Source organism: Streptococcus pseudopneumoniae (genome assembly GCF_001076775.1).
Lineage (GTDB): Bacteria > Bacillota > Bacilli > Lactobacillales > Streptococcaceae > Streptococcus > Streptococcus pseudopneumoniae_G.
Genome location: NZ_JVGV01000005.1, coordinates 120132 through 144139, shown reverse-complemented (window position 1 = coordinate 144139; position 24008 = coordinate 120132). Strand labels below are relative to the sequence as shown.

The following is a 24008-nucleotide window of genomic DNA, read 5'->3' as shown; positions in this document are numbered from 1 at the left end:
GACTCCCACCGGCTCCATTATTCCTTTGCATTCTTTTGCATTCCTTGGTAAAACGTTGTTAAATCAACGTTTTTTATTTTTGTCTTTGGTATTCCTTGGTATTCTTTTGCGAAAAAGACAGACCCTAAAACAGACCCTCTTTTTGAAGAAGGTCTGTTGTGTTTAAAAATTAATATAATTGGCAAAGCGTTCTCCGATGTCATCCTTTGCTTGCTTAGTTATGTGAGTATAAACGTTCATGGTCGTCTTCAAGTCGGAATGTCCTAACCGATGTTGGACTTGCTTCAAAGTCATACCAGCGTCAAAACAAAGGCTGGCATGTGTATGTCTGAATCCATGGATTTTAATTGGACGTAGGTCGCTACCTTCCACAATTTTGATAAGCCACTTTCTAGGAAGAGTGCTTGGAATTGGCTTTTTAAATTCATTTTCAAAAATGTATTTGGTGTTTGGATTTTGCTTTTTCCATTTTTTCAAAATACTTTTTGTTTTCTTGTCCAGACTGATTAGTCGATTACTGCTTACCGTTTTGGTATTGCCTATCTCTTCGCCTGCAAAACCTCTTGTAATGGCCTTATTAATGTCAAGAGTATTATCTGTCCAGTCATTCCATTCAAGGGCTAAAATCTCCCCTTTTCGTGCCCCTGTGAAGGCCAGAAGACGGAATAGAGTTATCTTCTCTAGATCCTTTGTTTTGGAGACAAGTTTTAAAAATTTTTTAAGTTCGTCTTTGCTATAGAAGTCGCTCTTGTTATCTGATTTCTTTCTTGTTGATGTAATCACGCTGTCTACTGGATTGGTATCAATGTAACCATGTCTGATTGCATACTTAAAAACATTATTCATCAACCCCTTTAATTTACGGCCATAGACCAGTTTCTTCGACCACTCGTTAGCTTGTTCCTGCATTTGAAGTGGTGTTATCGTAGCTATCTTTCTATTGCCGAAAGCTGGATAGATGTGATTCTTGAAATTCCTAGATGTCTTGATGTAGGTGCTTTCTTGCACTGTCTCGGAATAATCTTTGAGCCATTTTTTTGCGATTTCCTCAACCGTGATTTCTTTCCTGCTTTGTTCTCCGCTTTCTATATCTTCCTGAAGTTGAAGTAGTGCTGCTCTTGCTTTAGCTTTAGTCGCAAATCCTCTTCGTTTAATATACTTGTCTTTTCCGTTTTCTTTTCCGACGTAAATTCTAAAACCAAAAGCCGTCTCTCCGTTTTTCTTTTTATAAGACTTTATTTCCATTGATTTTCACCTCATTTCTTGATAAAATGGGTATAAGAAAACTACCTTTTTAATGGTCGTTTCCTTATACAGTACATCCTCACGCTCAGAGTCGCCAAACTTTGAGTGTGGGGATTTTTGTTTTTAAAAAGGGAAGCAACGGTTAAGTTACTTCCCCTGGCACGCTATGGTGCAAAGTTTAAAAATATGAGGGCTCGCCTCTAAGTAACTTAATTATATCATAAACTCAAACTTATTCCAAGCCGATGCCAACTTTTGCAGTTAATAAGTAAGCACCATCTGCTTGTTTGCTGAATGTTAAAGTAACACTTCGGATTTTTGTTCCTGCTGAAGAATATGAAATCGTTCTACTTTCATGATCATTGACAGTAGTAGTGTTTATATTGTTTGGCTCTCCATGAACGCTAACAATATCGTCGTAGTTAGTTCCGCCAGCACCATAGTTCATGATATCACCCATTTGAAGAGCGTCAAACTGTTCTTTTGTCCAGTTAAACTTAGCATCCTCTTCTTTTTGTGATGCTTCGAATGAAGAACTTACTGAACTTACAGTTTCTTCCACATTCTTGGCAGCATTATTCAAAGCACGAGCATACATCAATTGCGTAGCGATAACAATAACCATTGACACAACTGCTAAGACTGTACCAATGATAGCCAACATTTTTGGTCTTTTTCTGTTGATAGCTAGACCTATCAAACCTAATATAAGCGCTAAAATAGCAATAACAAATGATAGGTTGTTAATGATAGGCATCCAAGACCCAAATAGAGCGATTGCTCCGAAAATAATAGCCAAAATACCTAAAACTTTGCGTTCTTCATTCATAATGAAACCTCTCCCAGCTTTTAATGTGAATCAGTTGTTGCACATATTTTTAATTTACTAATGATAAATACTCTTCTTTGCCCCCGTAGATTCAGAGTCGCCAAACTTTGCGAGTGTGGGGCTTTTTTTATGTAACAAAAAGAATCAAAATGGTAGTTCTTCGTCAATGTCTTTTTCTAAATCCCAATTTTTAAGTAATCCTTGGAAAAAGTAGCTCGACTTCCCACCACAATCTGGACAGTAACGAGAATTTCCAACTAATACTTTTTTGCAACCATTTCCTAGGAAGTGAACAATTGGAATTGCATATCCACGGGAGTCGAAGTTACTTTCATAATCGCCTATGCAAATATTTCTTGTGTATATGCCACAAACATTACAATAGTTGTTGACATCCAACTCTTCGTTTTCGCACCTAGGACAGATAATTGGATATCCATCCAAGTCTAAATCATATTTTGGGTATCTCATACGTAATTTTTCTTTCTCTCGATTTTCTAAATAAGCTTCTAAAGTTGTTGTTCCCTTTTGTTGATGGGTAGAGCAGATATGACAGTATTTTAAATTTCTATCAATTTTACTAAAACAAGTTCTACAAATTCTAGTATTTTGACTAGTAGCTATATACTTAGCGAATTTTTTTTCAACCTCGTGACCGTCTTTTATAAGTCCAAAAGATTGCATCGATTTCATATTTTTGAGGACATAACTAGCTACAGAAAAAGAAACTTGAAATACAGATTGAATAAACCTATCATCCATAGAATGAAAAAACATTGCGTAGTTACCTAAAACTGGAAAAGGAACTAGTAAATGTTTTGCAAAAAAATTTGCTTCCGTTTCAAAAGTCTTATACTCATTTTCGGATAAGCTATACCGTGATAAGATAGTCTTGTCTGTCGTTTCGTTGTGTTTTAATACATAATGACCTAATTCGTGAGCGATTGTGAAGCGAATGCGCTCCTTATTATCAATAGTATCATTATAAAGCAAGATATATGTTTGGGTATCAGATTTATACCACAAAGCACCATCTTCACTGTTTAAAAGTTGATAAACTTCGTTAATATCCATATTGTTTTCTTTTGCAAGAGTGCTGTATTTCATAAGATGAAGATTGTCAAGCTGTGAAATAATATGAAGTAGGTCGATTGGTAATCTACCATTTGTGTATTGATTGAGAAAACTATATGCTATGCTTTTTAATTTCTTGTAATCGATATTTCTAGAAGTCGTGGTCGTCGTCGCCACCTCCATTCAAAACATCTTGGAAAGTTAAGTCCATTATTTGCAATAAACGCTCTTGATCTGTAACGCTTAGGATTTTAGCTTTACGTTGGATTGCTCTGAATTGTGGTGTCTCGGTTGGGGGGGAGGAAGTGTCAGATAAGTCTTTGGTCATCAATTCCGATAACGAAACATTGAATATTCTAGAAATATCATTTAAAACGCCCGCTTTGGGAGTATACTTTCCTCTCTCCCATTCGCTTACTGAAGAGGAACTTTTTCTTCCCAATCTATTAGCTAAGTCAATTTGTTCCATTTGGTATTTTTGACGTAGAAATTTAAGATTAGAAGCAAAATAATTATTTTGGTTCTCCATGACGTGAAATACCTTTCGTATTTTTCTTTTACTATATAATATCACTTTATCCGAAACGTTACAAACAAAAAGAGAAAAAAATTTCGAAAAAAATGAAGTAAAATGCTTGACTTCGGAAAAACCGAAGTGTATAATTAAGACATAATCAAGAAAGGAGCAATAGATGGCGAACACCTTAAAAACTTTGCGACGTTTTCGTGGGATGACTCAAGAGGAATTGGCGAAGGAAACTGGCATAACATCGCGCACTATAATGAGTTATGAAAATGATGTCAAAAAATTGCGTAGAGCTAGTTATGAGAATATAAAAAAACTAGCTAGCGCACTAGATGTTTCAGTAGACGATATTTTTTTAGACAACGTTTCGGATTTTCTGAAACTACCGTCTTAGGAGTAAGGAGATAACCATGGAGGAAGTAGTACGAAATAAGCAACCATTTGAGGTAGCTTTTGAAAATCGCTTGCTTGCGATTGAAAATCGACTAGAGAAGTTAGAAAAAGAGCAGAACACTTTTGTAAATCATCAAAAGAAAGTTTCGATTCTAGTCTCTGAGTCAACCTATCACAAAATCATTGACCAAATCGTTGAATTGGAAAGTGGTTATTTAGAAGAAACACTGGAGGAATAATATGGAATTAACTATCATTAACGAGCAGGAAGTTCTCGGGAAACACTTCACAGTTTACGGTACAGCAGATGAACCGCTGTTTGTCGCAAAGGATGTAGCCGAATGGATTGAGTACGATGTATCTAGTGTGAATAAAATGCTAGATAAAATCGATGAAGACGAAAAGCTGGTCGGAACATTGTTCCGTTCAGGTCAAAATAGAGAAGTATGGTTCTTAACAGAGAACGGACTTTATGAAGTTCTTATGCAATCTCGAAAACCATTGGCAAAAGAGTTCAAGAAAAAAGTAAAAGAAATCTTGAAATCTATTCGTAAGCATGGCTTGTACGCTATTGATGATTTGCTGGAGAATCCAGATATGGCAATCGCAGCACTTCAGAAGCTAAAAGAAGAACGACAATTGCGTTTACAAGCGCAGGAAGAAGTAGCTCAAAAGAATCAAATTATCCAAGAGCTACAACCGAAAGCAACATATTACGACTTAGTCTTGCAAAATAAATCACTAGTACCGATTTCAGTAATCGCTAAAGATTACGGGATGAGCGCTACGAAGCTGAATAAAATCTTGCATGAACTTAAAGTACAATACAAGCAAGGTAGTACATGGCTTTTGTATCAGAAGTACGCAGGTAAAGGTTATACTCAATCAAAAACTCACACAATTGATGCAGACTATAGCAAGATGCATACTTACTGGACTCAAAAGGGACGATTGTTTCTTTATGATCTGCTTAAAAACAAAAAAGGAATTTTACCACTGATTGAGCAAAAAGATGTGGCTTAATTCAAAAAAAAGCACCTGAACAAGTCAGGCGCTTACTAAAATAACTAACTTAATTATATCACGAAAGGGAGGAAATTGCCAATGGCTTTGGAATTGTTTGGGGAAGATTTCAAAAATGAACTGCTAGAAGAACTTGTCCAGTTAAATGTGAAAGCTATGACCGAAGCTAAATTACGAGTGGCAAGAGGCACGAACTGGGCTTCAATTAAAGACGTCCAAGAAAAGACCGGTTGGGGTCGTAAGAAAATTGAAGATTTCAGAGATGCAGGGAAATTCCGCTATCAGCAAAATGCTAAAGGCGGTAAATATTTATATGACATGAACGACGTACTACGTTTTCAAAGTCAGTTAGCAAAGTGAGGGAAGAATGAATCTATTAGTAAGATTAAAAAACTGGTTATCCAAAGAAATCAACACTGACTGGAGAATCGTAGCTTTGGATTTAAACAGAGCATTGATTGACCTTCAAGAAAAATACCAACGAGCAAATCAGCATATAGCTGATCTTGAAAAAATCGTAGCAATCTACAAAGAAAAGGAGAACGTAAAATGATGGAATATCTTTATTTTGTGACAATCTTCGGAATCGCGCTCTGGTCTCTAGTAAATAAACTAGATGACCACGTTGAAAATGAAAAACCAGATAGGCAGCTAATAGCAAGTAACATCGCTCGTATGAATCTGAGAAATTCAGATAAGCAATTTACGTACGACGTGCAACCGCCTGTAGGGCTAGTTAAGGAGTAGAAGATGGTGACAATCAATAAACTAGAAATTGAAAACGTCAAGCGTGTTAAAGCGGTCAAATTAGAGCCGTCGGCGACTGGTTTGACAATCGTAGGTGGAAATAACAATCAGGGAAAAACAAGCGTACTGGACGCGATTGCTTGGGCGCTGGGAGGTAATAAGTATAAACCTAGTCAAGCACACCGAGAAGGTAGTACAATTCCGCCTAGTTTAAAAATCACGCTATCAAATGGCTTGATTGTAGAGCGCAGTGGTAAGAACAGCACTCTCAAGGTGATTGACCCAAGCGGCAATAAGGCTGGTCAAAACTTGCTGGATAGCTTTGTGGAAGAACTGGCTATCAACTTACCAAAATTCATGGAGCAGACCAGCAAAGAGAAGGCTAAAACTCTGTTGCAGATTATCGGAGTTGGTCCGCAATTGGTTGAACTGGAAATGCAGGAAAAGGCCAAGTATGACGAGCGCCACGCAATCGGTGTGATTGCTGACCAGAAGGAGAAGTTCGCTAAAGAACAACCTTACTATCCTGACGCACCGAAAGAGTTAGTATCTATCTCTGAACTTATTCAACAACAACAGGCTATCCTCGCTAAGAATGGCGAGAATACTCGCAAACGTCAGAACTTGGTATCTATCCAAAATCAACATGCTTCAGCAACTGCAGAGGTTGAACGATTGAAGCAATTGCTGGCCGATGCCAAAGAAAAAGAAAGTCAGTTAGCTCAAGACTTGGCTATAGCGAATACCGATGCTATGGATCTTCTCGATGAATCAACTGAGGAGATTGAAAACAACATCGCAGAGATTGATGAAATCAATCGTAAAGTACGTGCTAATCTGGACAAGGATAAAGCAGAAGAAGATGCCAAGGGCTACCGAGAACAATACAAAGAACTTGATAATGTGATTGCTGAAATTCGCAAACAGAAGACAGACTTGCTTACAAACGCAGATTTACCGTTGCCGGGCTTATCCGTGGATGATGGCGAACTGCTCTATCTTGGCCAGCGCTGGGATAACATGTCTGGTAGCCAGCAATTACAAGTTGCGACTGCAATCGTGCGTAAATTGAAGCCAGAATGTGGCTTTGTGTTGATTGACAAGCTGGAACAAATGGATCAGCTGACTTTGCAGGAATTTGGCGCGTGGCTTGAGCAAGAAGGTTTGCAAGCTATTGCAACTAGGGTTTCAACGGGAGATGAGTGTAGCATTCTGATTGAAGACGGGTATAGCGTTAAACCAGTGAAGTTTGAAAGTTCTGCTCAGCAAGGACACGCCGAAACAGTCGCACCAACATGGCAAGGAGGTTTTTAAAACATGCAAATCACAAGAGGAAAGCGGGCGCGAGCTCAAAAAGTAGTTATATATGGTCCTGAAGGAATTGGTAAGTCCACGTTTGCTGCTGAATTTCCAAATGCGGTCTTCATCGACACGGAAGGTTCGACAGATAACATGGATGTGGCACGACTCGACAAGCCAACCAGCTGGACCATGCTCATCAATGAGATTGCTTTTATCAAGGCGAATCCGACTGAGTGTGGGACACTCGTCATTGATACGATCGATTGGGCTGAAGCTTTGGCAGTTAATTACATCTGTTCTCAACATGGAAAACAAGGGATTGAGGATTTTGGCTGGGGCAAAGGCTACACCTATGTCCAAGAAGAAATGGGACGTTTCTTAAATAGCTTGTCTGATTTGGTTGATATGGGGATCAACGTGGTATTGACTGCGCACGCTCAAATCAAGAAATTTGAACAGCCGGACGAGATGGGTTCTTACGACCGATACGAATTGAAACTTGGCCAAAAGACAGGTTCTAAGACGGCACCGCTTGTCAAAGAATGGGCAGACATGGTTCTATTTGCCAACTACAAAACCTTAGTCATGACGACCGATAACGGCAAGAAGAAGGCGCAAGGCGGTGAACGTGTGATGTATACCAATCATAGGCCGGCTTGGGATGCCAAGAACCGACATGGATTACCTGACGAAATGCCATTTCATTACGTTGGAATCGCTCATATCTTTTCGAGTCAACAAACGCAACCTATTCCATCGCAACCTCAGACAGTCACTCCAGAACCTCAGCAGGCCACACAGCAAGCCCCTGAGCAAGTTCAAGAAGAATTGCCTCTCAATATGTCGCAGGTAGCTGAAAAACCTCAAAATGAAGCTCCTAGTACGCCACAGACACCACCCGAGCAATATCACACGAACTTACCAAAGAGTTTGACAGACCTCATGGCGCAAGGAAACGTGACAGAAGAAGAACTTCAAAAAGTTGCTTACATTCGCGGGCATTTTCCACTAGGGACTCCTATTGAAAGTTTTCCGACTGACTACTGGGATATGATTGTCGCTCATTGGCAAGCAACTGTGGAAGTTATTGAAAATCAAGTTAGAAAAGAACCAGAATTACCCTTTACGGTGTAGATTTTGGGAATTAGAAATCATAGCAAGGTATAACAAGAGGTATCTATGAAAGATAAAACTATTAAAATCGATTTATCAAAAATCGCCAATACAGCCTTACAAGAGAAGGTTGATAAAGAGTTAGAAAAAGTCCTTGATAACATTTTGGATCCAAATACGGAAGCTAAGGCAACTCGTAAGGTCACTATTACGCTGACGATGTCAACAGATGATGAACGTACTGTCGTAAAGACAGGTATGGAAGTCAAATCTACATTGGCACCGCAAAAAGGTGTTGCAACAACTGTTATTGTCGGTCGTGATGACGCTGGTATAATCCACGCTAATGAGCTAAAAAGTGGGGTCCCTGGACAAACTTACTTTGATGACAATGGTGATATGAGAACAGATACTGGGGAACTCATCGAAAAAGTCGAACAACAAAATACAAATATTATTGATTACAACAAAAAGAAAGCAGGTAACTAACCATGACAGAAAATCTTAAAGCAGCATTATCTTATGCAGTTGAGTTAGCAGATAAAGAAAATAAAATTATTTCTTCATCAAGTGGGAAGGAATATTTTGACATCAATAAGCATGACTTCAGAGAACTTAGCCCCCGCAAATATGCGCCGACTCTTGAACTTCAAACGCTCAAAAGTTTAGTGGATTATCTCAAATCAGATAACGACTTTATCGGTGGTCATAGACTTGTAGTGGTGGTAGAAAGTTATCAAAAAGTTTCTGTGTATGATCAAGTGGATATTGAATATGGCAAACGTCCTCAACTTGTATCTGTAAAGGCATCTGTTCCATTTATCCCCTTTAGTAATTGGTGTAATCAGGAAGAGTTTAATATTATGTTGCAATCTATGTTTATCAATGATGCAGACCGCAATCTAGTTTTAGATTTTGCTAGTCACTTAAAAATCGAAAAAGGGGCAGAGGCTCAAGATAACGGCGTTACACAAACGGTGACTGTTCGTGATGGTGTAGCAAGTCTAGCACAGGCTAAGACTCCAAATCCAGTAACCTTACGACCATATCGTACCTTTAATGAAGTAGAACAACCAGCAAGTCAGTTTGTATTCAGAGTTAACAAATCAGCGAATCTAGCTCTCTTTGAAGCGGATGGGGGCAAATGGAAATTAGATGCTGTTAAAAACATCTCAGATTATTTAAAAACAGAACTTGCAAACAACGATAAAATCACAATTTTAGCATAAGGAGAAAAACAGCATGACACAACAACAATACAACAACTTTGAACGCGAATTTGGATGGGAAGATACGATTGAAAAAGACTCGGAATACGTCCTACTACCTGACGGTTTATACCACTTTACAGTAATCGGTATGGAACGCACACGCCACACGCCAAATCCACAAAATCCCGGAAAATTGCCAGCGTGTAACAAGGCTATCGTCAGCATTAAGATTGTAGCTAATGAAGGCGAAACCGAATTGCGTCACAATTTATTCCTGCACAGCTCAACTGAAGGAATGCTATCTGCTTTCTTTGCTGCAATTGGCCAAAAGAAAAAAGGCGAACCACTTCGCATGAATTGGAATACAATCATCGGCGCAACCGGTGTATGTAAAGTCGGAACTCGACAGTACAAGGAAAATAATTATAACGAAGTTAAGTCAATGCTCTATCCTGAAGATGTTGATTACACAAAAGTATTAAATCAACAACCAGGGCAAGTTACACAAGCAAGCTACCAGCAACCACAGCAACCGAATTTTGCGCAACAACCGCAAGGACAAGCAGGATATCAAGCTGGGCAATTCTAGGAGGTAAGGGATGCAATTAAGACCTTATCAACAGGAAGCACGGGAGGCTGTTCAAGCTGAATGGGCTAAAGGTCGCAAGCGCACGCTCTTAGTATTACCAACAGGATGTGGAAAGACGATTGTTTTTTCCAAAATCATTGAAGACCAAGTGAGAGAGGGCAAGCGTGTGCTTGTCCTTGCTCATAGGTCAGAGCTTTTGGAGCAGGCTAGCGACAAGCTCAAGACTGCAACCGGGCTTGGCACAGCACTAGAGAAAGCTGAGAATACTTCTATCGGTTCTTGGTATCGGGTCGTCGTCGGTTCAGTTCAGACCATGCAGAGAGAGAAACGATTGAGACAGTTTCCGCCTAATTGGTTCGATACGATTGTAGTTGATGAAGCCCATCACGCTATCTCAGATGGCTACCAACGTGTACTTGGTTATTTTGAGCAGTCGGATGTGCTGGGTGTTACAGCTACGCCTGACCGTGGAGATATGAAAAACCTTGGGTCTTACTTCGATAGCCTTGCTTATGAATATTCGTTGGTACAAGCTATCAAAGAAGGCTACTTATCTAAAATCAAGGCTTTGACAATTCCGCTAAGTTTGGATTTATCAAATGTCAGCATGTCGGCAGGCGATTTCAAGGCGAGCGACGTCGGAACAGCACTGGATCCATACCTGGAGCAGATAGCTGACGAAATGGTCAAGCAATGTGCTGACCGTAAAACAGTTGTATTCTTGCCTTTGGTAAAGACCTCGCAGAAGTTTCGCGATATCCTAAACGCAAAAGGATTTCGTGCTGCTGAAGTCAATGGAGAGTCCAAGGACCGTGCAGAAATCTTAGAAGACTTTGAGAAAGACCGTTACAACGTGCTTTGTAACTCGATGTTATTGACTGAAGGGTGGGATTGCCCGTCAGTGGATTGCGTAGTAGTGCTAAGACCTACTAAGGTACGTGCCCTATATAGCCAGATGGTGGGGCGTGGTACTCGTTTACATCCAGGAAAGGAAGAATTACTCTTGCTAGACTTCCTCTGGCATACAGAACGCCACGAGCTATGCCGTCCAGCTCATTTAATCTGTGAGACTCCAGAAGTCGCTCAGAAAATGGTTGAGAACATGGAAGAGCAAACTGGTGTAATGCTTGACCTTGAAGATATGGAAGTCAAGGCTGCAGAAGACGTAGTCGCTCAACGTGAAGAAGCTTTGGCCAAACAATTGGAAGAAATGCGTAAGCGTAAACGCAAATTAGTGGATCCATTGCAATTTGAAATGTCTATCCATGCTGAAGATTTATCAAACTACGTACCTAACTTTGGATGGGAGATGGCACCTGCTAGTGATAAGCAAATTAAAGCTCTTGAGAAATACGGCATACTTCCTGACGAAATCGCGAATGCTGGAAAGGCTGCTTTATATTTAGATAGATTACACAAGCGACAAGCGGAAGGTTTAACAACACCTAAACAAATCAGATTACTTGAAAGATACGGTTTCAAAGGTGTGGGAATGTGGCCGTTCGAAGAAGCTAAAAATATGATTAATCGCATAGCAGCTAATGGTTGGAGAGTTCCGACAAGTGTGCGACCAGCTGAATATGTACTAAATTAAGAAGGAGGAGATAGTGGCAGAGAATGATTTTAATTTGTTGCCGTTGCTGGATTACATCAATCCTGCCACGGTAGATTATCAGACGTGGGTCAATGTCGGTATGGCTCTTAAACATGAAGGATATACAGCATCCGACTGGGATAACTGGTCCCAAAACGACAGCCGATACAAGAAATTCGAATGCTTCAAAAAATGGGATACTTTCAATGAACAAGCAGGAACTATCGTGACGGGTGCGACGATTACCCAACTTGCTAAAGAAAATGGCTGGGTGTCGCAATCCAGCTATGATAGCGAGAACGCGCATGAGTTAGGCTGGACCGATACAATAGATCGTGATTATCGTGTCATTGATAAAGACTGGATTGAAGGTAAGGAAATCCATGAGCCAACTATTTGGAATCCGGTTCAGGAAATTATCAAATACCTTGAAACGATCTTTGAAGCTAGTGAAAATGTTGGGTACGTTACTGAATGCTATCCAAAGACTGACGATGAAACAGGCGAGATTGTCAAATGGCTGCCAACTAAGGGGGCTTATGACCGGACTGCTGGGCAATTGATTGAAGAACTTAGTAGATGTAATGGCGATATCGGTGCAGTGCTAGGTGATTATCACGAAGAAGCCGGCGCATGGGTTCGATTCAATCCAATGGACGGGAAAGGCGCAAAAAATGAAAACGTGACAGATTTCAGATATGCCCTGGTCGAATCCGACAGTATGCCAATCGATAAACAGAACGCCATATACAAAGAACTTGAATTACCGATTGTTGCCTTGGTGCATAGCGGAAACAAGTCACTACATGCCATCGTCAAAGTAGATGCCAAGAATTACGAAGAATACCGTAATAGGGTTGATTATCTTTATAAGATTTGTCAAAAGAACGGCATTATCGTCGATACACAGAATCGGAATCCAAGTAGACTATCTCGTATGCCTGGGTTCATCCGTAATGGACAGAAGCAATTCTTAGTAGATACTAACATAGGTAAGACCGATTGGGATGAGTGGTATCAATACATCGAAGATTTGAATGACGACCTGCCGGATCCAGAAGGATTGGCCGATAGCTGGGATAATTTGCCAGAGTTGGCACCCGAGTTGATTAAAGGCGTTCTTCGTCAAGGTCATAAGATGTTGATTGCTGGACCATCAAAAGCTGGTAAGTCATTCGCTTTAATTGAAATGTCAATTGCAATTGCTGAAGGCAAAAAATGGCTAGGCTGGGATTGTACTCAGGGGCGTGTATTATACGTCAATCTGGAGCTAGACCGTCCGTCTGCCTTACATCGCTTCCGTGACGTTTATCAAGCTATGGGATTACCGCCTAAAAGCATCCAGAATATCGATATCTGGAATCTTCGTGGGAAGACTGTACCGATGGACAAGCTAGCGCCTAAACTTATTCGTCGAGCTTTGAAAAAGAATTATATCGCAGTCATCATTGACCCGATTTACAAGGTCCTGACCGGTGACGAGAACAGTGCAGACCAGATGGCCCACTTTACCAATCAATTCGACAAAGTAGCGACAGAGCTCGGCTCCAGCGTTATCTACTGCCATCACCACTCAAAAGGTTCGCAAGGTGGCAAGAAGTCCATGGACCGCGCTAGTGGTTCGGGTGTATTCGCTCGGGATCCTGACGCGCTTATCGATTTGGTCGAGCTGGAAGTATCAGAAGAATTGCTTACTCAAAGACTGAATCAAGCAGCGTGCGAAGTGTATAAACAGGCTTTGCAAGAGCGAAATAATGCCTATTACCAGCAAAATGTCGGACTAGATGACCTATTAAGTCCAGCGCAGATGAGAACGCACTTTGAAAAAGGGATCCCTGATGTCATGGCTCGTGCTCCTTATGTAGACAAGCTCGAAGAAATTCGCAACAAGATCCAGATAGCAACCGCATGGCGTGTGGAAGGTACGCTTCGAGAGTTTGCCAAATTCAAGCCAGTGAACATGTGGTTTAGCTATCCAGTGCATGCGCTCGATGAATCGGGTGTGTTGGCGGATATCCAATTGGAAGAGGTGAATGAGAAAAACTCCCCGTGGAAGAAAAACTTCGACAAGAAGACGACGAAAAAAGAGCGCTCTGAGAAACGCTCTGAAAAAATAGAAACAGCTATTGAAGCGATAAATGATGGAACAAGTCCAGTCACTATCGATGACTTAATCGGATACTTTTCGACAAAAGAGAAGCCGATTAGTGAAAAAACCATTCGAAGATGGATAAAAGACAATGGAAATTTCGAAGTAAAAAACAAAGAAATTATAGCAAAAATTTAAGAATAAAGACAGAGACAACGACAAAAAATATCGAAAATGTCCCTAGGGACAAAAATAGAGACAGAGACAAAGTCGAGGGTCAACTTCGAATATGTCTATCGAAAATGTCTCTAAGGACACAGACAAAATAATCGAAAATGTCCCTGACTCTGAGAGTGAAAAAACGAGGGACAAAATCGATAATTTATCGAAAATGTCCCTGATTTTGAGGGACAAAAACAAGGGACAGAATATTCTCTTTCTCCGAAAGAAGAATATTTAGGAAGTGTCCCTGAGAGTTCAGAAGAACAGGTACAGGTACAAGGGGGCTATGCATCCGCCCCTTGTAACCCTGTAACCCTGTCCTTCACTCTGAACTTAGGCGTGTATAAAAAAAGAAGGTAAAAAATGACATTAAATAAAAAAGCTATTGATAATCTTAAAAAGGAAATCGATGACTTGTTGGATAAATGTGAAGATGATTTTGGAGAGATGGCACTTAATCCAGATTACTCATTTGGATTGCTTATGAGCGCTAGTGCGACCTTGGGTGTAATTTTAAGGGAGTTGGCTGATGATTGAATTCTTTTTACCGATGAAAAAAATACCGACAACAACTCATCAACAGAAAAAGGTAAATGTGAGATCTGGTAAGCCTATTTTTTATGAGCCAGAGGATCTGAAAAATGCCAGGGCGAAATTTGAGAGCTTGCTTGCCCAGCATGTTCCTCCTGATAAATTTAAAGGAGCGATTCAATTAACGGTTAAGTGGTGTTTCCCTCGTATCAAAAAAAGCTACGATGGCCAGTACAAGACTACAAAGCCGGATACAGATAATTTACAGAAGTTGCTCAAGGATTGCATGACGAAACTTGGATACTGGCAAGACGATGCTCAAGTGGCCAGCGAGATTGCCGAAAAGTTCTGGGCTGACACAGTTGGGATCTATATCAAGATTGAGGAATTGCCATGAGAATTGACTACATTGATTTCTTTAGCAGAGTCATTCCAGAATGGATGGCGCGCAGCAATCAGAAGAGCCAAGAGGTCGGTTTTGCTTCCGACGCTTATTGGTTATGGGTGGTGTCATCGATTAGCGAAATTTGCAAGCAATACAATGACGATGAACTAGTGACAGAGCAGTTCGGATTGCTCTTTAACTGGCTGGAAAAACAAGCAGGATAAACCATGGAATATAGCAAACAGACAGTAATCAATGGACTGAAACGCACAATAGAGCAGACGGAGGCAAGGATAGTTGAACTATCTGAGCCGTGTGTCAAATCGCTTGCTTTTAGCAGGTCCGAGGAAAGAGACTTGCTTAAAAAGAAAGTGAAAAACTGGAAGAAGAGAATAAAGGAATTGGAAGATGAATGTTAAGGAATTAATTGAGAAATACAAAAGATATGAGGGGAAGTGGAATGGTAAAACAGGAGAACTAGCTCGTCAAATTTTTCTAGAAGACTTGAAACAACTAGACGAACCGCGAAAAGTCAAAGTTAAGAAGTTTGTGGCGGATTGGTATGAGGAACACAAAGACGAATTTGAGTACAATGTGTGGGATTGGTTATCTTCAAAAAGCGAGTCGGGAAAGATTGATAGTAAGTTCGCTTTTTGGTTAAACGACGTAGATAATACACCTATTCAAACCCTTGTCAACATGCACCAATTCGGCTACGAGGTCGATGAAGAGAAGAGGTATCTGGTTAAGATTAAAGCGACAAAACACTACTTTAATAAAGATGGGAATGGGAGAGTGTATTTTTCTCTAGCATATAAAAGCCATTTTACAAAAAAACAACTCGAAGAAGCTGACTTTGGCTGGGTATTCGATTGTGAGGGGATTGAAATTGAGGAGGTTGAATAAATGGCAAATATTAGATTACAAAATCCATATATGGATGAAACCATCAAGGTGAGAGACGAATACAAACAAATTCTCAAAATGCTAGAATGGCTCGGACGAGGCAACATAGATTGTCTCCAACTAATTCAAATTGAACCAGAAGAAAGAATGATTACTATCAACCCTAAACACTTTGCAAAAGTTGATTTTTACGAAGACGAGGAGGTGGAGTGATGGCATTAACGCTTGGAAGTAGTATTACTGAACTTATTCTTGAAATTGGTAATATTTTAAACTCTCCTGATAACAATACAACAACTTTCGCACTTGAAATTCCAAATCAATCTTTCTTTCTAGAAATAAATGTAAAACCAAAGAAAAAGGAAAAAGAGGCAATGAATCCATATGTTGTGAAAAAAATTATGAGAGATGAAAACTCTGTTTTTGATAAAGACAATAATTACCACAAACAGAAGGAAAAAGAAAGACATAATCCGGTCTTTAAACGAAAGAATTCAAAAAAGTAAGGAGGTCATAGATTGAAACGATTCATAGCTATCTGGATTCTGCTATCTGCTGGACTAAACATCTGGCAGATGGACAAGATTCGAGATTTGGAAGAGAAGAAGCCGATGGTTATCTACAAGGCTGATAACGCAGGCGCTGAGATATTTGGTAAGGTGGTCGAGAAAGGACGGCACGGCAAGCTATACACAGTGACTATCAGAGATTACGGGGTGTTCGTAGTTACTAGAGAGCAATTTGAGAAAATCAGAGTAGGGGATGAGGTGATGTTGTGAAATTATTTCTTCACGAAGATTGTATGGACGTCATGAAAAGATATCCTGACAACTATTTTGATTTATCTATTGTCGATCCGCCATATTTTTCCGGGCCAGAAAAAAGAAAATACTATGGTCGAAAAGTCAGTCCAATAGGTGTAAGCAAGCTGTATAGCGAAATATCAGAGTGGAAAATTCCAAATAGAGATTATTTTGATGAGTTATTTAGAGTTTCAAAAAATCAAATCATTTGGGGCGTGAACTACTTCGACTACTCTTTTGGTTCTGGCCGTATTGTGTGGGACAAAGTTAATGGCAAGTCAAGTTTCTCAGATTGTGAGATAGCGTACTGCAGTTATCATGATAGTATTCGGCTATTTCGTTACATGTGGAATGGTATGATGCAAGGGAAGTCGATATCTGAAGGTCATATACAACAAGGAAATAAGGCCTTAAATGAGGTTAGAATCCATCCGACACAAAAACCGATAAATCTTTATCTTTGGTTACTTCAAACTTACGCAAAAGACGGAGACAAGATTCTTGATACTCATGTTGGTTCAGCAAGTAGTTTAATCGCTTGTCAAGAATTAGGTTTTGAGTATGTAGGTTGCGAGTTAGATAGAGACATCTTCAATATTGCTAAACAGAGACTTGATGTTTACGAGAAGAAAATAAAATTATTTTAGGAGTTATCATGAACACAATAGACAAAGTCAAACAATGGTTTATTGACCGTGATTTAGAAAACGGTGGACGGCTGGACAAGCAGTCATTAAAACTTAGTGAAGAATTCGGAGAGTTATGCGCAGGCTATCTCAAGAAGAATGAGCAACTGACAAAGGACAGCATCGGAGACTGTGCGGTCGTGATTGTCGGTCTTGCCTTGCTGATTAAGGTAGATGTGCATAAGATTTTTGAAACATCAGGAAATGATAGAGATGTAATGACATGTTTTAGTCATTTAAGTAAAAATATAAGCGATTTTCAGATTTATCAAGACTCATTTTCTAAAGTTTTTTTGTAAATCAAGTCTGATACGTACAATCCTATGGTTAAAATCAATCAGCAATACCCTTGGTTATAGCTTCGAAGAATGTTTTGAATTGGCTTACCAAGAAATCAAAGACCGAAAAGGTCGTTGGATTGACGGCACGTTTGTCAAAGAGGAGGATTTGGGATGACACCGAAATTTAGAGCGTGGTTGAAGAAAGAACAGATTAATACAGGAAAAAGTTCGGTACTTGATGAAAGAAGCAGAAGCCAGAGAGAAGCATGGCTGGGTTACTGTTAACGGTGCAGGTAGTGTGATCACGAATAAAGAATAAAATAAAAAAGCCAGCACAGCTGACTCCTTTGTGATATTCCGATAAAAATATTATATCATAAAGGAGCGATGTTGTGAGGTTATTAAAAAGAGTTGACGTGCAATTTACCAAAAAAAATGTATATGACGTTCTAGAGAGTTATCGCTCGTATGTCCGAATGGCGGGCGCTGAGTATTTGCCTAAAATCACAACGACCTACTCATTTGAACCGAAGACATTTACTGGTAAGAACACAGCAACAGAGAATATGGTTATCGAACATGTGGATGCAGAGGCAGAAGTTCTGGAGATAGAGAGAGCAGTCAACTGCATCATGGATCCATACGTTCGGCAGGTAATTGCAAAGAAGTACATGGATATGAAAATCCAATTATCAGACAAGGCTATCTATATGGACTTAGGCTATTCTGAAAGTGAGTTCTACCGCATGCTTAGCAGAGGTGCTTTGGAATTTGCGGAAGCCTATCGAAAAGGTAAGCTGATTGTCTTTCGTAAATTTTTGGGAGATATTTGCAAGTAAATTGCTAGGAAATGGCTTATTTTACATGGTAAAATAGTATTGTCAATAATTAGAGATAGAGGTCTCAGAATTTGGTAGATGGTTACCTGAAATCAGGGTGTCGTAAAGGGCATTGAGGGTTCGAGTCCCTCCCTCTATTTCGTTCATTGACGTCTCCTTTATACTTTATTATATTTTTCCGAGGCTTCGGTCTCGTTTTGGCGGTGACAGGTAAGTGGTTTCTCTCCTATGTTTCCATTGGTTCGATTCCGGGCATCGCCGTTTGAGTGTTTGTGTCCCAGAATGGGGTAGGCAGTAGGCTTAGAATTCACATATCACTCATTAACTTACAAATGGTTGCGGAGCGACTGGACCTTGCATGATTGCGTAGCTACTTATATCCTAGGTAAGTTATAAGCTAGGCGGTTTGATTCCGCTAGAGGTTTTAAATGACTACAAAAAAATAAATCAGAAAATTTATTTCTAATTAACACGCAAGGTAGTAGTCGCCTTGCAAGAAGGTCACACATCGTGTGGCTTTTTATTTTGTCGAAAGGTGGTGATGGAAAATTGAATGAAAGACAAAGACGATTCGCAGATGAGTACATCATCAGTAGAAATGCAACACAATCTGCAATAAAAGCAGGGTATTCTGATAAAACAGCGAGGTCTATAGGACAAAGATTGTTGACAAAAGTTGACATTTCTGAATATATCAAAAAACGTACAGAAGAACTTTTTGATGAACGTTCAATGTCAATCGCAGAAGCTTTGGCAATTTCTGCTAGTATTGCTAGAGGGGAAACTCAACAAGGATATTCTAAAAAAACTGTAAAGACCGCTGAAGGTGTGGAGATATCGGAAACGACTTATGAATTTACTCCGACAATTGAAGAAAGACAACGTTCCCTAGATCATATATTCAAAGTAAATGGTGCGTATTTAGAGAGAAAAGAAATCGAGATGTCTTCGGCTGTTCAATTCGTTGATGATATAGGAGTTAGCGATGAAGCGTAGAATGAGCGAATTTATCCCAAAGGCTTTTTACTCTATGTGGCGTGCAGCGTTTGACCCTAAAATCTTACATGTGGTTGAAAAGGGTGGGCGTGGTTCTGGTAAGTCAAGCGACCTCGGACACACTATCATTCAACTGATTATGCGCTATCCAGTCAATGCCGTGTGTATTCGTAAGACGGATAATACCTTAGAACAATCGGTCTATGAGCAATTGAAATGGGCGATTAGTGAGCAAGGGGTCAGCCATTTATTTAAGATTAATAAGTCCCCTTTGAAGATAACCTATATCCCAAGAGGAAATTATATTATCTTCCGTGGTGCACAAGATCCAGAACGTATTAAATCCTTGAAAGACAGCCGCTTCCCATTTGCGATAGGCTGGATTGAGGAGTTAGCTGAGTTTAAAACCGAAGATGAAGTAAAGACAATCACCAACTCCCTTCTTCGTGGAGAATTGGATGATGGTCTTTTTTATAAATTCTTTTACTCTTACAATCCTCCAAAAAGAAAACAGTCTTGGGTGAATAAGAAATATGAAAGCGTCATACAACCTCCTAATACCCACGTACACCATTCAACTTACTTGGATAACCCATATATATCCCAAGCATTCATAGAAGAAGCAGAGGCCACGAGAGAACGTTCAGAGAAGCGTTATCGTTGGGAGTATCTGGGAGAGGCTATCGGTTCGGGTGTAGCACCGTTTGAAAATCTGGTATTCCGTAAGATTACAGACGAGGAGATAGCAAGGTTCGATAACATTCGACAAGGGAATGACTTTGGATATGCTAATGACCCTCTGGCCTTTGTAAGATGGCATTACGATAAGAAGAAACGAGTTATCTACGCTATCGATGAGATTTATGGCGTGAAGATTAGTAACCGTGAATTGGCTGAAAGAATCCGTGAGAAAGGCTATCAATCTCAGATTATAACCTGTGATAGCGCAGAACCTAAGTCGATTGATGAGTTAAAACTGCAGTTGAATATTCCGCTTGTTCAAGGCGCTAAGAAAGGTCCTGATAGTCGTGAGTATGGAGAACGCTGGTTGGATGATTTGGATGCAATTGTGATAGATCCAGAGCGCACACCGAATATCGCAAGAGAGTTCGAAAGTGCCGACTATGCAGTTGACCGTGATGGAAATCCCAAGCCTAAGCTAGAAGAAGTAAATGACCACACAATCGACGCTACTAGATATGCGTTTGAAGACGATATGAGACAGCCAGGAATATCATTCTGGTAGGAGAAGGAGAAATGTTGAGTAATTGGTTTAAATGGTTAATCAGGCGGTTGTTGATTAAGAATACAACCCAAAATGAAATACTAGAGATTGAGATAAAAGAACACCAAAATTCTGAGAAAGTAAGCACGATGAAAGAAGCTTACAACTACTATCGAAATCGCACGGATATTCGAAATAAGAAAGTAGATGTGGATTGGCGGACGAATTCAAGGATTGAATTAGGTTTATTTAAGAAATTGGTAGACCAGAAGGTCGGTTATTTATTTTCTAAAAAACCAACAATCTCGCTTGAAGGAGAAAAATCACAAGACTTTTTAGATAGTGTGTTTGACGAGGACCTTTTATCTACGATTAAGTCGCTTGGTAAAGAAGCAGTGATGAAAGGAATAGCTTATGGCTTGCCTTATTACGATGAGAACGGCCGTCTACGCTTGTTTAAAATCCCAAGTGAACAGATTATCCCTTTTTGGAAAGACGAGCGTCATTTGGAATTATCAGCCTTTGTGCGTGTCTATAATCAAGCGGTCTACGAAAGCGGTGTAAAGAAGACTAAAACCTTTGTAGAATACTACGATGAACAAGGAATTACAGATTATATCTGGACAGGTTCACACCTCGAACTCAATCCACTATCTAAGGAGACCAAGGGGAATTTTTACTATGTCAACGCTGACGGCACACGGATTCCTTATACTTGGGAGAAAGTGCCTCTGATTCCATTCCGCTACAACGAGTATGAGGATGGTCTTTTAGTTCAAACTAAGTCTTTGATTGATAATATTCAACTTCAAATGTCTACTAATGCTGATATGTTGGCAGATATGCCGAAGCTGATTTATGTTTTGAAAAACTATCAAGGCGCAGACTTGGGCGAGTTCATGAATAATCTGAATAAGTTCCGCTCTATCAAAGTTTCTAGCGATGGTGGTGTAGATACCCTGCAAGCAGACAATGATACTAGTGGAGTTGAAACAGATATTGAACGCTCTCGTAAGTTCTTGTATGAGGCTGCAAGAGCCATTGATACCCAAGATGATAATCTAGGCAATGCCAGTGGCCAAGCTCTTAAATGGCGCTATACAGACCTTGATTTGGACTGTAACGAGCTAGAAAATGAGTTCCAAAAAGGTATCAAGCAATTCCTTTGGTTTGTAGAACAGTATGCAGCTAACAAAGGAGTAGCGTTTGACGCATCTAAATTTACTTATGTCTTTAACCGTGACATCATTTCAAACGAGTCTGAAGCTATTCAAGATTGTGTAAACTCAATCGGTATTTTAGATGATTTAAGTGTTCGTGAACAACATCCATGGTATCAACCAGAGGTTGAGAAACGATTGAAAGAACAACAGGAACAAGGACAAGATCCATACTCTCAGACTAATTTCAAAAAGGTAGATGAAGATCATGACGACCGAGAACAAGAAAAAGATAGATGAGTATTGGGATGAGTATTGGACTGAGCGTGCTTTACAACAGGAGCATAACGCCCAGATAGTAGCTGATAGGTACATGGCACAGATTGGTCAATCCTTAGCTGACTATAAACATCAGTTGGTTTCTGAGATTGAGAAGTTCTATGCCAGGTATGCAGTTGATAATAAAATGACTCACGCAGAGGCCAAGCAATATCTGACAGATAAAGAGCGTAGAGAGTTTAAGCATGTAACCCTTGAAAGATTCCGTGAGATGGCCTTGAATCCTGACACACCGACACCACTGTTGGACGCCTTGGGATATCGTCATCGTATTAGTCGCAAAGAGGCTTTGCTTGCTGAAATTGAGCGTCTAACAGCTGAGTTATATGGTAAGCCAGACGGCATACATGACAAGGTCACAGAGGCTCTTAGTGACGTCTACATCAAAGGTAAAATCCATCAAGCTAAGAACCTGGCTCATTTTGGAATCATAGAGAAACCAATATTAGGTGTAGATGCAGTTAAGCATAAGATGGGGAGTAACTGGAGTGGTAAAACCTTTTCTGAAAATGTATGGGTGCATAAAGAAGTTGCTTATAAAGCAATTAGTGATGTCTTGAATAAAGGTCTGACAGGCGGCTGGTCTATTGATAGAATGGCTAGAGCCCTTTCTGAACGTACAGGAGTCGCCTATCATCGAGCAGATACGCTTGTCAGGACTGAGACGACCTTTTATAATAATCTTGCAACACTAGATACTATCAAGGAATTAGGTGGCGACCATTACGAAATCGTAGCGGTATTAGACAGTCGTACAAGTGAGATTTGCAGATTAGAAAATCACGAGGTTCATTCTGTTAAGGAATATGAACCAGGTCGAACCGCACCGCCATTTCATGTCCGTTGCCGTTCTACTATCAGGCCTGCAGTTAAGTCTGATAAACCTAGTCCTTACTTCAATATCTTGCAAAACGACGGCTCAGTAAAACTAGCCACTGAGCAACGTTCTCTGGACGAAATCTTTGCAGGATGGGAGCGTGAAGGGGAAGAGGTTAAAGAAAAACTGTTTGCGAAAGATGGGGAAAAGGTGTATAATCAGGGCATGAGTTCAATTGATTTAATGGCAAAACAACGGTCTTTTGTTGTTGGAAATGACATTCGAGTGAATGCCAAAAAACTTAGCGGAACCGAGTTTGATTTTTGGGTACAAGATAACACAAAGAAAATCAGAGATACTGTTTTTAATGTCCAATCAAGCCTTAAGGAATTAAATGATTTTCCAACTCCAACAGTTGTTTTTTTGAAAAAATCAAGACTCCCTGGTTTTGCTGGGTATGATTATAAGCAAGATATTCTTTTTGTGAGTGATGCACTTCATTCGGAAATAGAATTTGCTAAAGTTCTATCTGATAATTATTTTGCTGCTCAAAACATTACAGATACCATGGTTCATGAACTAACGCATAAAAAACATTGGGACTCTGCTAAAGCATTTTACAAAGCCAACAAAAAGCGGTATAATAGTGTCGAACAAGCGATGTCTGAATTGAATTCCCCATTAGTGTCATATGTCAAGGAACAATTGAAACATGACTATAATTATCTTTATAGTATTAGCGATAATGCAGCTATTGCGTTTTACAACGATAACATAAATGAGTTGGTTGCTGAAGTCGGGGTATTGGGAGATAAGGTTACAGACCCAAATTTGTTAAATAAAGTCAAGGAGGTATTATCATGGAAGTAATGGTTATGCCTAGCAAAGAAGTTTTGATTTTTACAAAACAAATCCGCCACTGGATTGTCGGCGATAAAACTATTTCAGGAAAGAAACAATTTATTTTCCGTGAGGATACTCCTGCTGAAATTTTAAAACTTTATCAAGATATAAAACCAAAACTTGAATTTGCTTATTAATAATTACCAAAGCACCTAGAGAAATCTAAGTGCTTTTCTTATG

31 protein-coding genes and 2 pseudogenes are annotated in these 24008 nt (G+C 39.8%); 29 read left to right on the top strand and 4 right to left on the bottom strand.

Annotation, left to right across the window (positions count from 1 at the left end):
- Nucleotides 1-162 precede the first annotated feature (162 nt).
- The 4 genes from ADJ60_RS00865 to ADJ60_RS11690 form a co-directional block, all read right to left on the bottom strand.
- Nucleotides 163-1245 carry a tyrosine-type recombinase/integrase gene (locus ADJ60_RS00865; RefSeq protein ID WP_049542781.1) on the bottom strand — a complete coding sequence of 361 codons (1083 nt, stop codon included), beginning with the start codon at nt 1243-1245 and terminating at the stop codon, nt 163-165.
- Nucleotides 1246-1477: 232 nt separating this feature from the next.
- Nucleotides 1478-2074, bottom strand: coding sequence for a CD20-like domain-containing protein (locus tag ADJ60_RS00860; protein ID WP_049542779.1), 597 nt, complete (start codon nt 2072-2074; stop codon nt 1478-1480).
- A gap of 144 nt (nt 2075-2218) precedes the next feature.
- Nucleotides 2219-3331 carry an ImmA/IrrE family metallo-endopeptidase gene (locus tag ADJ60_RS00855; protein WP_049542774.1) on the bottom strand — a complete coding sequence of 371 codons (1113 nt, stop codon included), beginning with the start codon at nt 3329-3331 and terminating at the stop codon, nt 2219-2221.
- Nucleotides 3300-3677: a helix-turn-helix domain-containing protein gene (locus ADJ60_RS11690; RefSeq protein WP_053092733.1), complete on the bottom strand. Its 378-nt coding sequence runs from the start codon at nt 3675-3677 to the stop codon at nt 3300-3302. Before ADJ60_RS11690 ends, ADJ60_RS00855 begins: the two co-directional genes overlap by 32 nt.
- A gap of 163 nt (nt 3678-3840) precedes the next feature.
- Here ADJ60_RS11690 and ADJ60_RS00845 point away from each other — a divergent pair, with 163 nt between their 5' ends.
- From ADJ60_RS00845 to ADJ60_RS00710, 29 genes and pseudogenes are all read left to right on the top strand, one after another.
- Nucleotides 3841-4068: a helix-turn-helix transcriptional regulator gene (locus ADJ60_RS00845; protein WP_049542772.1), complete on the top strand. Its 228-nt coding sequence runs from the start codon at nt 3841-3843 to the stop codon at nt 4066-4068.
- Between the two features lie 16 nt (nt 4069-4084).
- Nucleotides 4085-4306, top strand: a complete 222-nt coding sequence (locus ADJ60_RS00840) for a hypothetical protein (protein WP_049542769.1) — start codon at nt 4085-4087, stop codon at nt 4304-4306.
- Nucleotide 4307: 1 nt separating this feature from the next.
- The gene (locus tag ADJ60_RS00835) at nt 4308-5090 is read left to right on the top strand and encodes a phage antirepressor KilAC domain-containing protein (RefSeq protein WP_049542766.1); all 783 of its coding nucleotides are present in this window, start codon (nt 4308-4310) and stop codon (nt 5088-5090) included.
- An 81-nt stretch (nt 5091-5171) separates the two neighbouring features.
- Entirely contained in the window at nt 5172-5450 is a 279-nt protein-coding gene (locus tag ADJ60_RS00830) for a helix-turn-helix domain-containing protein (RefSeq protein WP_049542764.1), read from the top strand.
- Nucleotides 5451-5457: 7 nt separating this feature from the next.
- Nucleotides 5458-5643, top strand: coding sequence for a hypothetical protein (locus tag ADJ60_RS00825; protein ID WP_049542761.1), 186 nt, complete (start codon nt 5458-5460; stop codon nt 5641-5643).
- Nucleotides 5640-5837: a hypothetical protein gene (locus ADJ60_RS00820; RefSeq protein WP_049542759.1), complete on the top strand. Its 198-nt coding sequence runs from the start codon at nt 5640-5642 to the stop codon at nt 5835-5837. Before ADJ60_RS00825 ends, ADJ60_RS00820 begins: the two co-directional genes overlap by 4 nt.
- Before the next feature lie 3 nt (nt 5838-5840).
- Entirely contained in the window at nt 5841-7151 is a 1311-nt protein-coding gene (locus ADJ60_RS00815) for an AAA family ATPase (RefSeq protein WP_049542757.1), read from the top strand.
- Nucleotides 7152-7154: 3 nt separating this feature from the next.
- On the top strand, nt 7155-8273 hold the full coding sequence (locus ADJ60_RS00810; RefSeq protein ID WP_049542755.1) for an ATP-binding protein: 1119 nt from the start codon (nt 7155-7157) through the stop codon (nt 8271-8273).
- Between the two features lie 45 nt (nt 8274-8318).
- On the top strand, nt 8319-8741 hold the full coding sequence (locus ADJ60_RS00805) for a hypothetical protein (RefSeq protein ID WP_049542752.1): 423 nt from the start codon (nt 8319-8321) through the stop codon (nt 8739-8741).
- Between the two features lie 2 nt (nt 8742-8743).
- A complete protein-coding gene (locus ADJ60_RS00800) occupies nt 8744-9481 on the top strand; it encodes a hypothetical protein (RefSeq protein WP_049542750.1) in 738 nt (245 codons plus the stop codon).
- A gap of 13 nt (nt 9482-9494) precedes the next feature.
- A complete protein-coding gene (locus tag ADJ60_RS00795) occupies nt 9495-10052 on the top strand; it encodes a hypothetical protein (protein ID WP_049542747.1) in 558 nt (185 codons plus the stop codon).
- Between the two features lie 10 nt (nt 10053-10062).
- Complete coding sequence (locus ADJ60_RS00790; protein ID WP_049542745.1) at nt 10063-11646, top strand: DEAD/DEAH box helicase; 1584 nt, start codon at nt 10063-10065, stop codon at nt 11644-11646.
- 13 nt (nt 11647-11659) lie between these two features.
- Complete coding sequence (locus ADJ60_RS00785) at nt 11660-13933, top strand: AAA family ATPase (RefSeq protein ID WP_049542743.1); 2274 nt, start codon at nt 11660-11662, stop codon at nt 13931-13933.
- Nucleotides 13934-14320: 387 nt separating this feature from the next.
- Nucleotides 14321-14494 carry a hypothetical protein gene (locus ADJ60_RS11575; RefSeq protein ID WP_160313205.1) on the top strand — a complete coding sequence of 58 codons (174 nt, stop codon included), beginning with the start codon at nt 14321-14323 and terminating at the stop codon, nt 14492-14494.
- The gene (locus ADJ60_RS00780; protein ID WP_049542741.1) at nt 14487-14885 is read left to right on the top strand and encodes a RusA family crossover junction endodeoxyribonuclease; all 399 of its coding nucleotides are present in this window, start codon (nt 14487-14489) and stop codon (nt 14883-14885) included. Before ADJ60_RS11575 ends, ADJ60_RS00780 begins: the two co-directional genes overlap by 8 nt.
- Nucleotides 14882-15097, top strand: coding sequence for a hypothetical protein (locus tag ADJ60_RS00775; RefSeq protein WP_049542739.1), 216 nt, complete (start codon nt 14882-14884; stop codon nt 15095-15097). Before ADJ60_RS00780 ends, ADJ60_RS00775 begins: the two co-directional genes overlap by 4 nt.
- A gap of 184 nt (nt 15098-15281) precedes the next feature.
- Nucleotides 15282-15779, top strand: coding sequence for a DUF1642 domain-containing protein (locus ADJ60_RS00765; RefSeq protein WP_049542735.1), 498 nt, complete (start codon nt 15282-15284; stop codon nt 15777-15779).
- A complete protein-coding gene (locus ADJ60_RS00760; protein ID WP_204374300.1) occupies nt 15780-15992 on the top strand; it encodes a hypothetical protein in 213 nt (70 codons plus the stop codon).
- On the top strand, nt 15992-16285 hold the full coding sequence (locus ADJ60_RS00755) for a hypothetical protein (protein ID WP_049542733.1): 294 nt from the start codon (nt 15992-15994) through the stop codon (nt 16283-16285). The genes ADJ60_RS00760 and ADJ60_RS00755 overlap by 1 nt, the downstream gene beginning before the upstream one ends.
- 12 nt (nt 16286-16297) lie before the next feature.
- Nucleotides 16298-16558 carry a DUF1372 family protein gene (locus ADJ60_RS00750; RefSeq protein WP_049542731.1) on the top strand — a complete coding sequence of 87 codons (261 nt, stop codon included), beginning with the start codon at nt 16298-16300 and terminating at the stop codon, nt 16556-16558.
- Nucleotides 16555-17229 carry a DNA methyltransferase gene (locus ADJ60_RS00745; RefSeq protein ID WP_049542728.1) on the top strand — a complete coding sequence of 225 codons (675 nt, stop codon included), beginning with the start codon at nt 16555-16557 and terminating at the stop codon, nt 17227-17229. Before ADJ60_RS00750 ends, ADJ60_RS00745 begins: the two co-directional genes overlap by 4 nt.
- Nucleotides 17230-17237: 8 nt before the next feature.
- Nucleotides 17238-17724, top strand: a pseudogene (locus ADJ60_RS00740) (MazG-like family protein).
- Between the two features lie 30 nt (nt 17725-17754).
- Nucleotides 17755-17868: pseudogene (locus tag ADJ60_RS11930) on the top strand (prohibitin family protein); the annotation flags it as partial.
- 73 nt (nt 17869-17941) lie between these two features.
- The gene (locus ADJ60_RS00735; RefSeq protein WP_049542725.1) at nt 17942-18388 is read left to right on the top strand and encodes an ArpU family phage packaging/lysis transcriptional regulator; all 447 of its coding nucleotides are present in this window, start codon (nt 17942-17944) and stop codon (nt 18386-18388) included.
- A 510-nt stretch (nt 18389-18898) separates the two neighbouring features.
- Complete coding sequence (locus ADJ60_RS00730; protein ID WP_080983300.1) at nt 18899-19384, top strand: terminase small subunit; 486 nt, start codon at nt 18899-18901, stop codon at nt 19382-19384.
- The gene (locus ADJ60_RS00725; protein ID WP_049542723.1) at nt 19374-20630 is read left to right on the top strand and encodes a PBSX family phage terminase large subunit; all 1257 of its coding nucleotides are present in this window, start codon (nt 19374-19376) and stop codon (nt 20628-20630) included. The genes ADJ60_RS00730 and ADJ60_RS00725 overlap by 11 nt, the downstream gene beginning before the upstream one ends.
- A gap of 11 nt (nt 20631-20641) precedes the next feature.
- On the top strand, nt 20642-22069 hold the full coding sequence (locus tag ADJ60_RS00720) for a phage portal protein (protein WP_049542720.1): 1428 nt from the start codon (nt 20642-20644) through the stop codon (nt 22067-22069).
- Complete coding sequence (locus ADJ60_RS00715; RefSeq protein WP_049542718.1) at nt 22029-23795, top strand: minor capsid protein; 1767 nt, start codon at nt 22029-22031, stop codon at nt 23793-23795. The genes ADJ60_RS00720 and ADJ60_RS00715 overlap by 41 nt, the downstream gene beginning before the upstream one ends.
- Entirely contained in the window at nt 23786-23965 is a 180-nt protein-coding gene (locus ADJ60_RS00710; protein WP_049542716.1) for a hypothetical protein, read from the top strand. The genes ADJ60_RS00715 and ADJ60_RS00710 overlap by 10 nt, the downstream gene beginning before the upstream one ends.
- Nucleotides 23966-24008 lie beyond the last annotated feature (43 nt).

What these genes read in the sequence shown, in the direction of transcription:
- ADJ60_RS00865 (WP_049542781.1), bottom strand. Translation starts at nt 1,245, where the DNA reads ATGGAAATAAAGTCTTATAAAAAGAAAAACGGAGAGACGGCTTTTGGT.
- ADJ60_RS00860 (WP_049542779.1), bottom strand. Translation starts at nt 2,074, where the DNA reads ATGAATGAAGAACGCAAAGTTTTAGGTATTTTGGCTATTATTTTCGGA.
- ADJ60_RS00855 (WP_049542774.1), bottom strand. Translation starts at nt 3,331, where the DNA reads ATGGAGGTGGCGACGACGACCACGACTTCTAGAAATATCGATTACAAG.
- ADJ60_RS11690 (WP_053092733.1), bottom strand. Translation starts at nt 3,677, where the DNA reads ATGGAGAACCAAAATAATTATTTTGCTTCTAATCTTAAATTTCTACGT.
- ADJ60_RS00845 (WP_049542772.1), top strand. Translation starts at nt 3,841, where the DNA reads ATGGCGAACACCTTAAAAACTTTGCGACGTTTTCGTGGGATGACTCAA.
- ADJ60_RS00840 (WP_049542769.1), top strand. Translation starts at nt 4,085, where the DNA reads ATGGAGGAAGTAGTACGAAATAAGCAACCATTTGAGGTAGCTTTTGAA.
- ADJ60_RS00835 (WP_049542766.1), top strand. Translation starts at nt 4,308, where the DNA reads ATGGAATTAACTATCATTAACGAGCAGGAAGTTCTCGGGAAACACTTC.
- ADJ60_RS00830 (WP_049542764.1), top strand. Translation starts at nt 5,172, where the DNA reads ATGGCTTTGGAATTGTTTGGGGAAGATTTCAAAAATGAACTGCTAGAA.
- ADJ60_RS00825 (WP_049542761.1), top strand. Translation starts at nt 5,458, where the DNA reads ATGAATCTATTAGTAAGATTAAAAAACTGGTTATCCAAAGAAATCAAC.
- ADJ60_RS00820 (WP_049542759.1), top strand. Translation starts at nt 5,640, where the DNA reads ATGATGGAATATCTTTATTTTGTGACAATCTTCGGAATCGCGCTCTGG.
- ADJ60_RS00815 (WP_049542757.1), top strand. Translation starts at nt 5,841, where the DNA reads ATGGTGACAATCAATAAACTAGAAATTGAAAACGTCAAGCGTGTTAAA.
- ADJ60_RS00810 (WP_049542755.1), top strand. Translation starts at nt 7,155, where the DNA reads ATGCAAATCACAAGAGGAAAGCGGGCGCGAGCTCAAAAAGTAGTTATA.
- ADJ60_RS00805 (WP_049542752.1), top strand. Translation starts at nt 8,319, where the DNA reads ATGAAAGATAAAACTATTAAAATCGATTTATCAAAAATCGCCAATACA.
- ADJ60_RS00800 (WP_049542750.1), top strand. Translation starts at nt 8,744, where the DNA reads ATGACAGAAAATCTTAAAGCAGCATTATCTTATGCAGTTGAGTTAGCA.
- ADJ60_RS00795 (WP_049542747.1), top strand. Translation starts at nt 9,495, where the DNA reads ATGACACAACAACAATACAACAACTTTGAACGCGAATTTGGATGGGAA.
- ADJ60_RS00790 (WP_049542745.1), top strand. Translation starts at nt 10,063, where the DNA reads ATGCAATTAAGACCTTATCAACAGGAAGCACGGGAGGCTGTTCAAGCT.
- ADJ60_RS11575 (WP_160313205.1), top strand. Translation starts at nt 14,321, where the DNA reads ATGACATTAAATAAAAAAGCTATTGATAATCTTAAAAAGGAAATCGAT.
- ADJ60_RS00780 (WP_049542741.1), top strand. Translation starts at nt 14,487, where the DNA reads ATGATTGAATTCTTTTTACCGATGAAAAAAATACCGACAACAACTCAT.
- ADJ60_RS00775 (WP_049542739.1), top strand. Translation starts at nt 14,882, where the DNA reads ATGAGAATTGACTACATTGATTTCTTTAGCAGAGTCATTCCAGAATGG.
- ADJ60_RS00765 (WP_049542735.1), top strand. Translation starts at nt 15,282, where the DNA reads ATGAATGTTAAGGAATTAATTGAGAAATACAAAAGATATGAGGGGAAG.
- ADJ60_RS00760 (WP_204374300.1), top strand. Translation starts at nt 15,780, where the DNA reads ATGGCAAATATTAGATTACAAAATCCATATATGGATGAAACCATCAAG.
- ADJ60_RS00755 (WP_049542733.1), top strand. Translation starts at nt 15,992, where the DNA reads ATGGCATTAACGCTTGGAAGTAGTATTACTGAACTTATTCTTGAAATT.
- ADJ60_RS00725 (WP_049542723.1), top strand. Translation starts at nt 19,374, where the DNA reads ATGAAGCGTAGAATGAGCGAATTTATCCCAAAGGCTTTTTACTCTATG.
- ADJ60_RS00720 (WP_049542720.1), top strand. Translation starts at nt 20,642, where the DNA reads ATGTTGAGTAATTGGTTTAAATGGTTAATCAGGCGGTTGTTGATTAAG.
- ADJ60_RS00715 (WP_049542718.1), top strand. Translation starts at nt 22,029, where the DNA reads ATGAAGATCATGACGACCGAGAACAAGAAAAAGATAGATGAGTATTGG.
- ADJ60_RS00710 (WP_049542716.1), top strand. Translation starts at nt 23,786, where the DNA reads ATGGAAGTAATGGTTATGCCTAGCAAAGAAGTTTTGATTTTTACAAAA.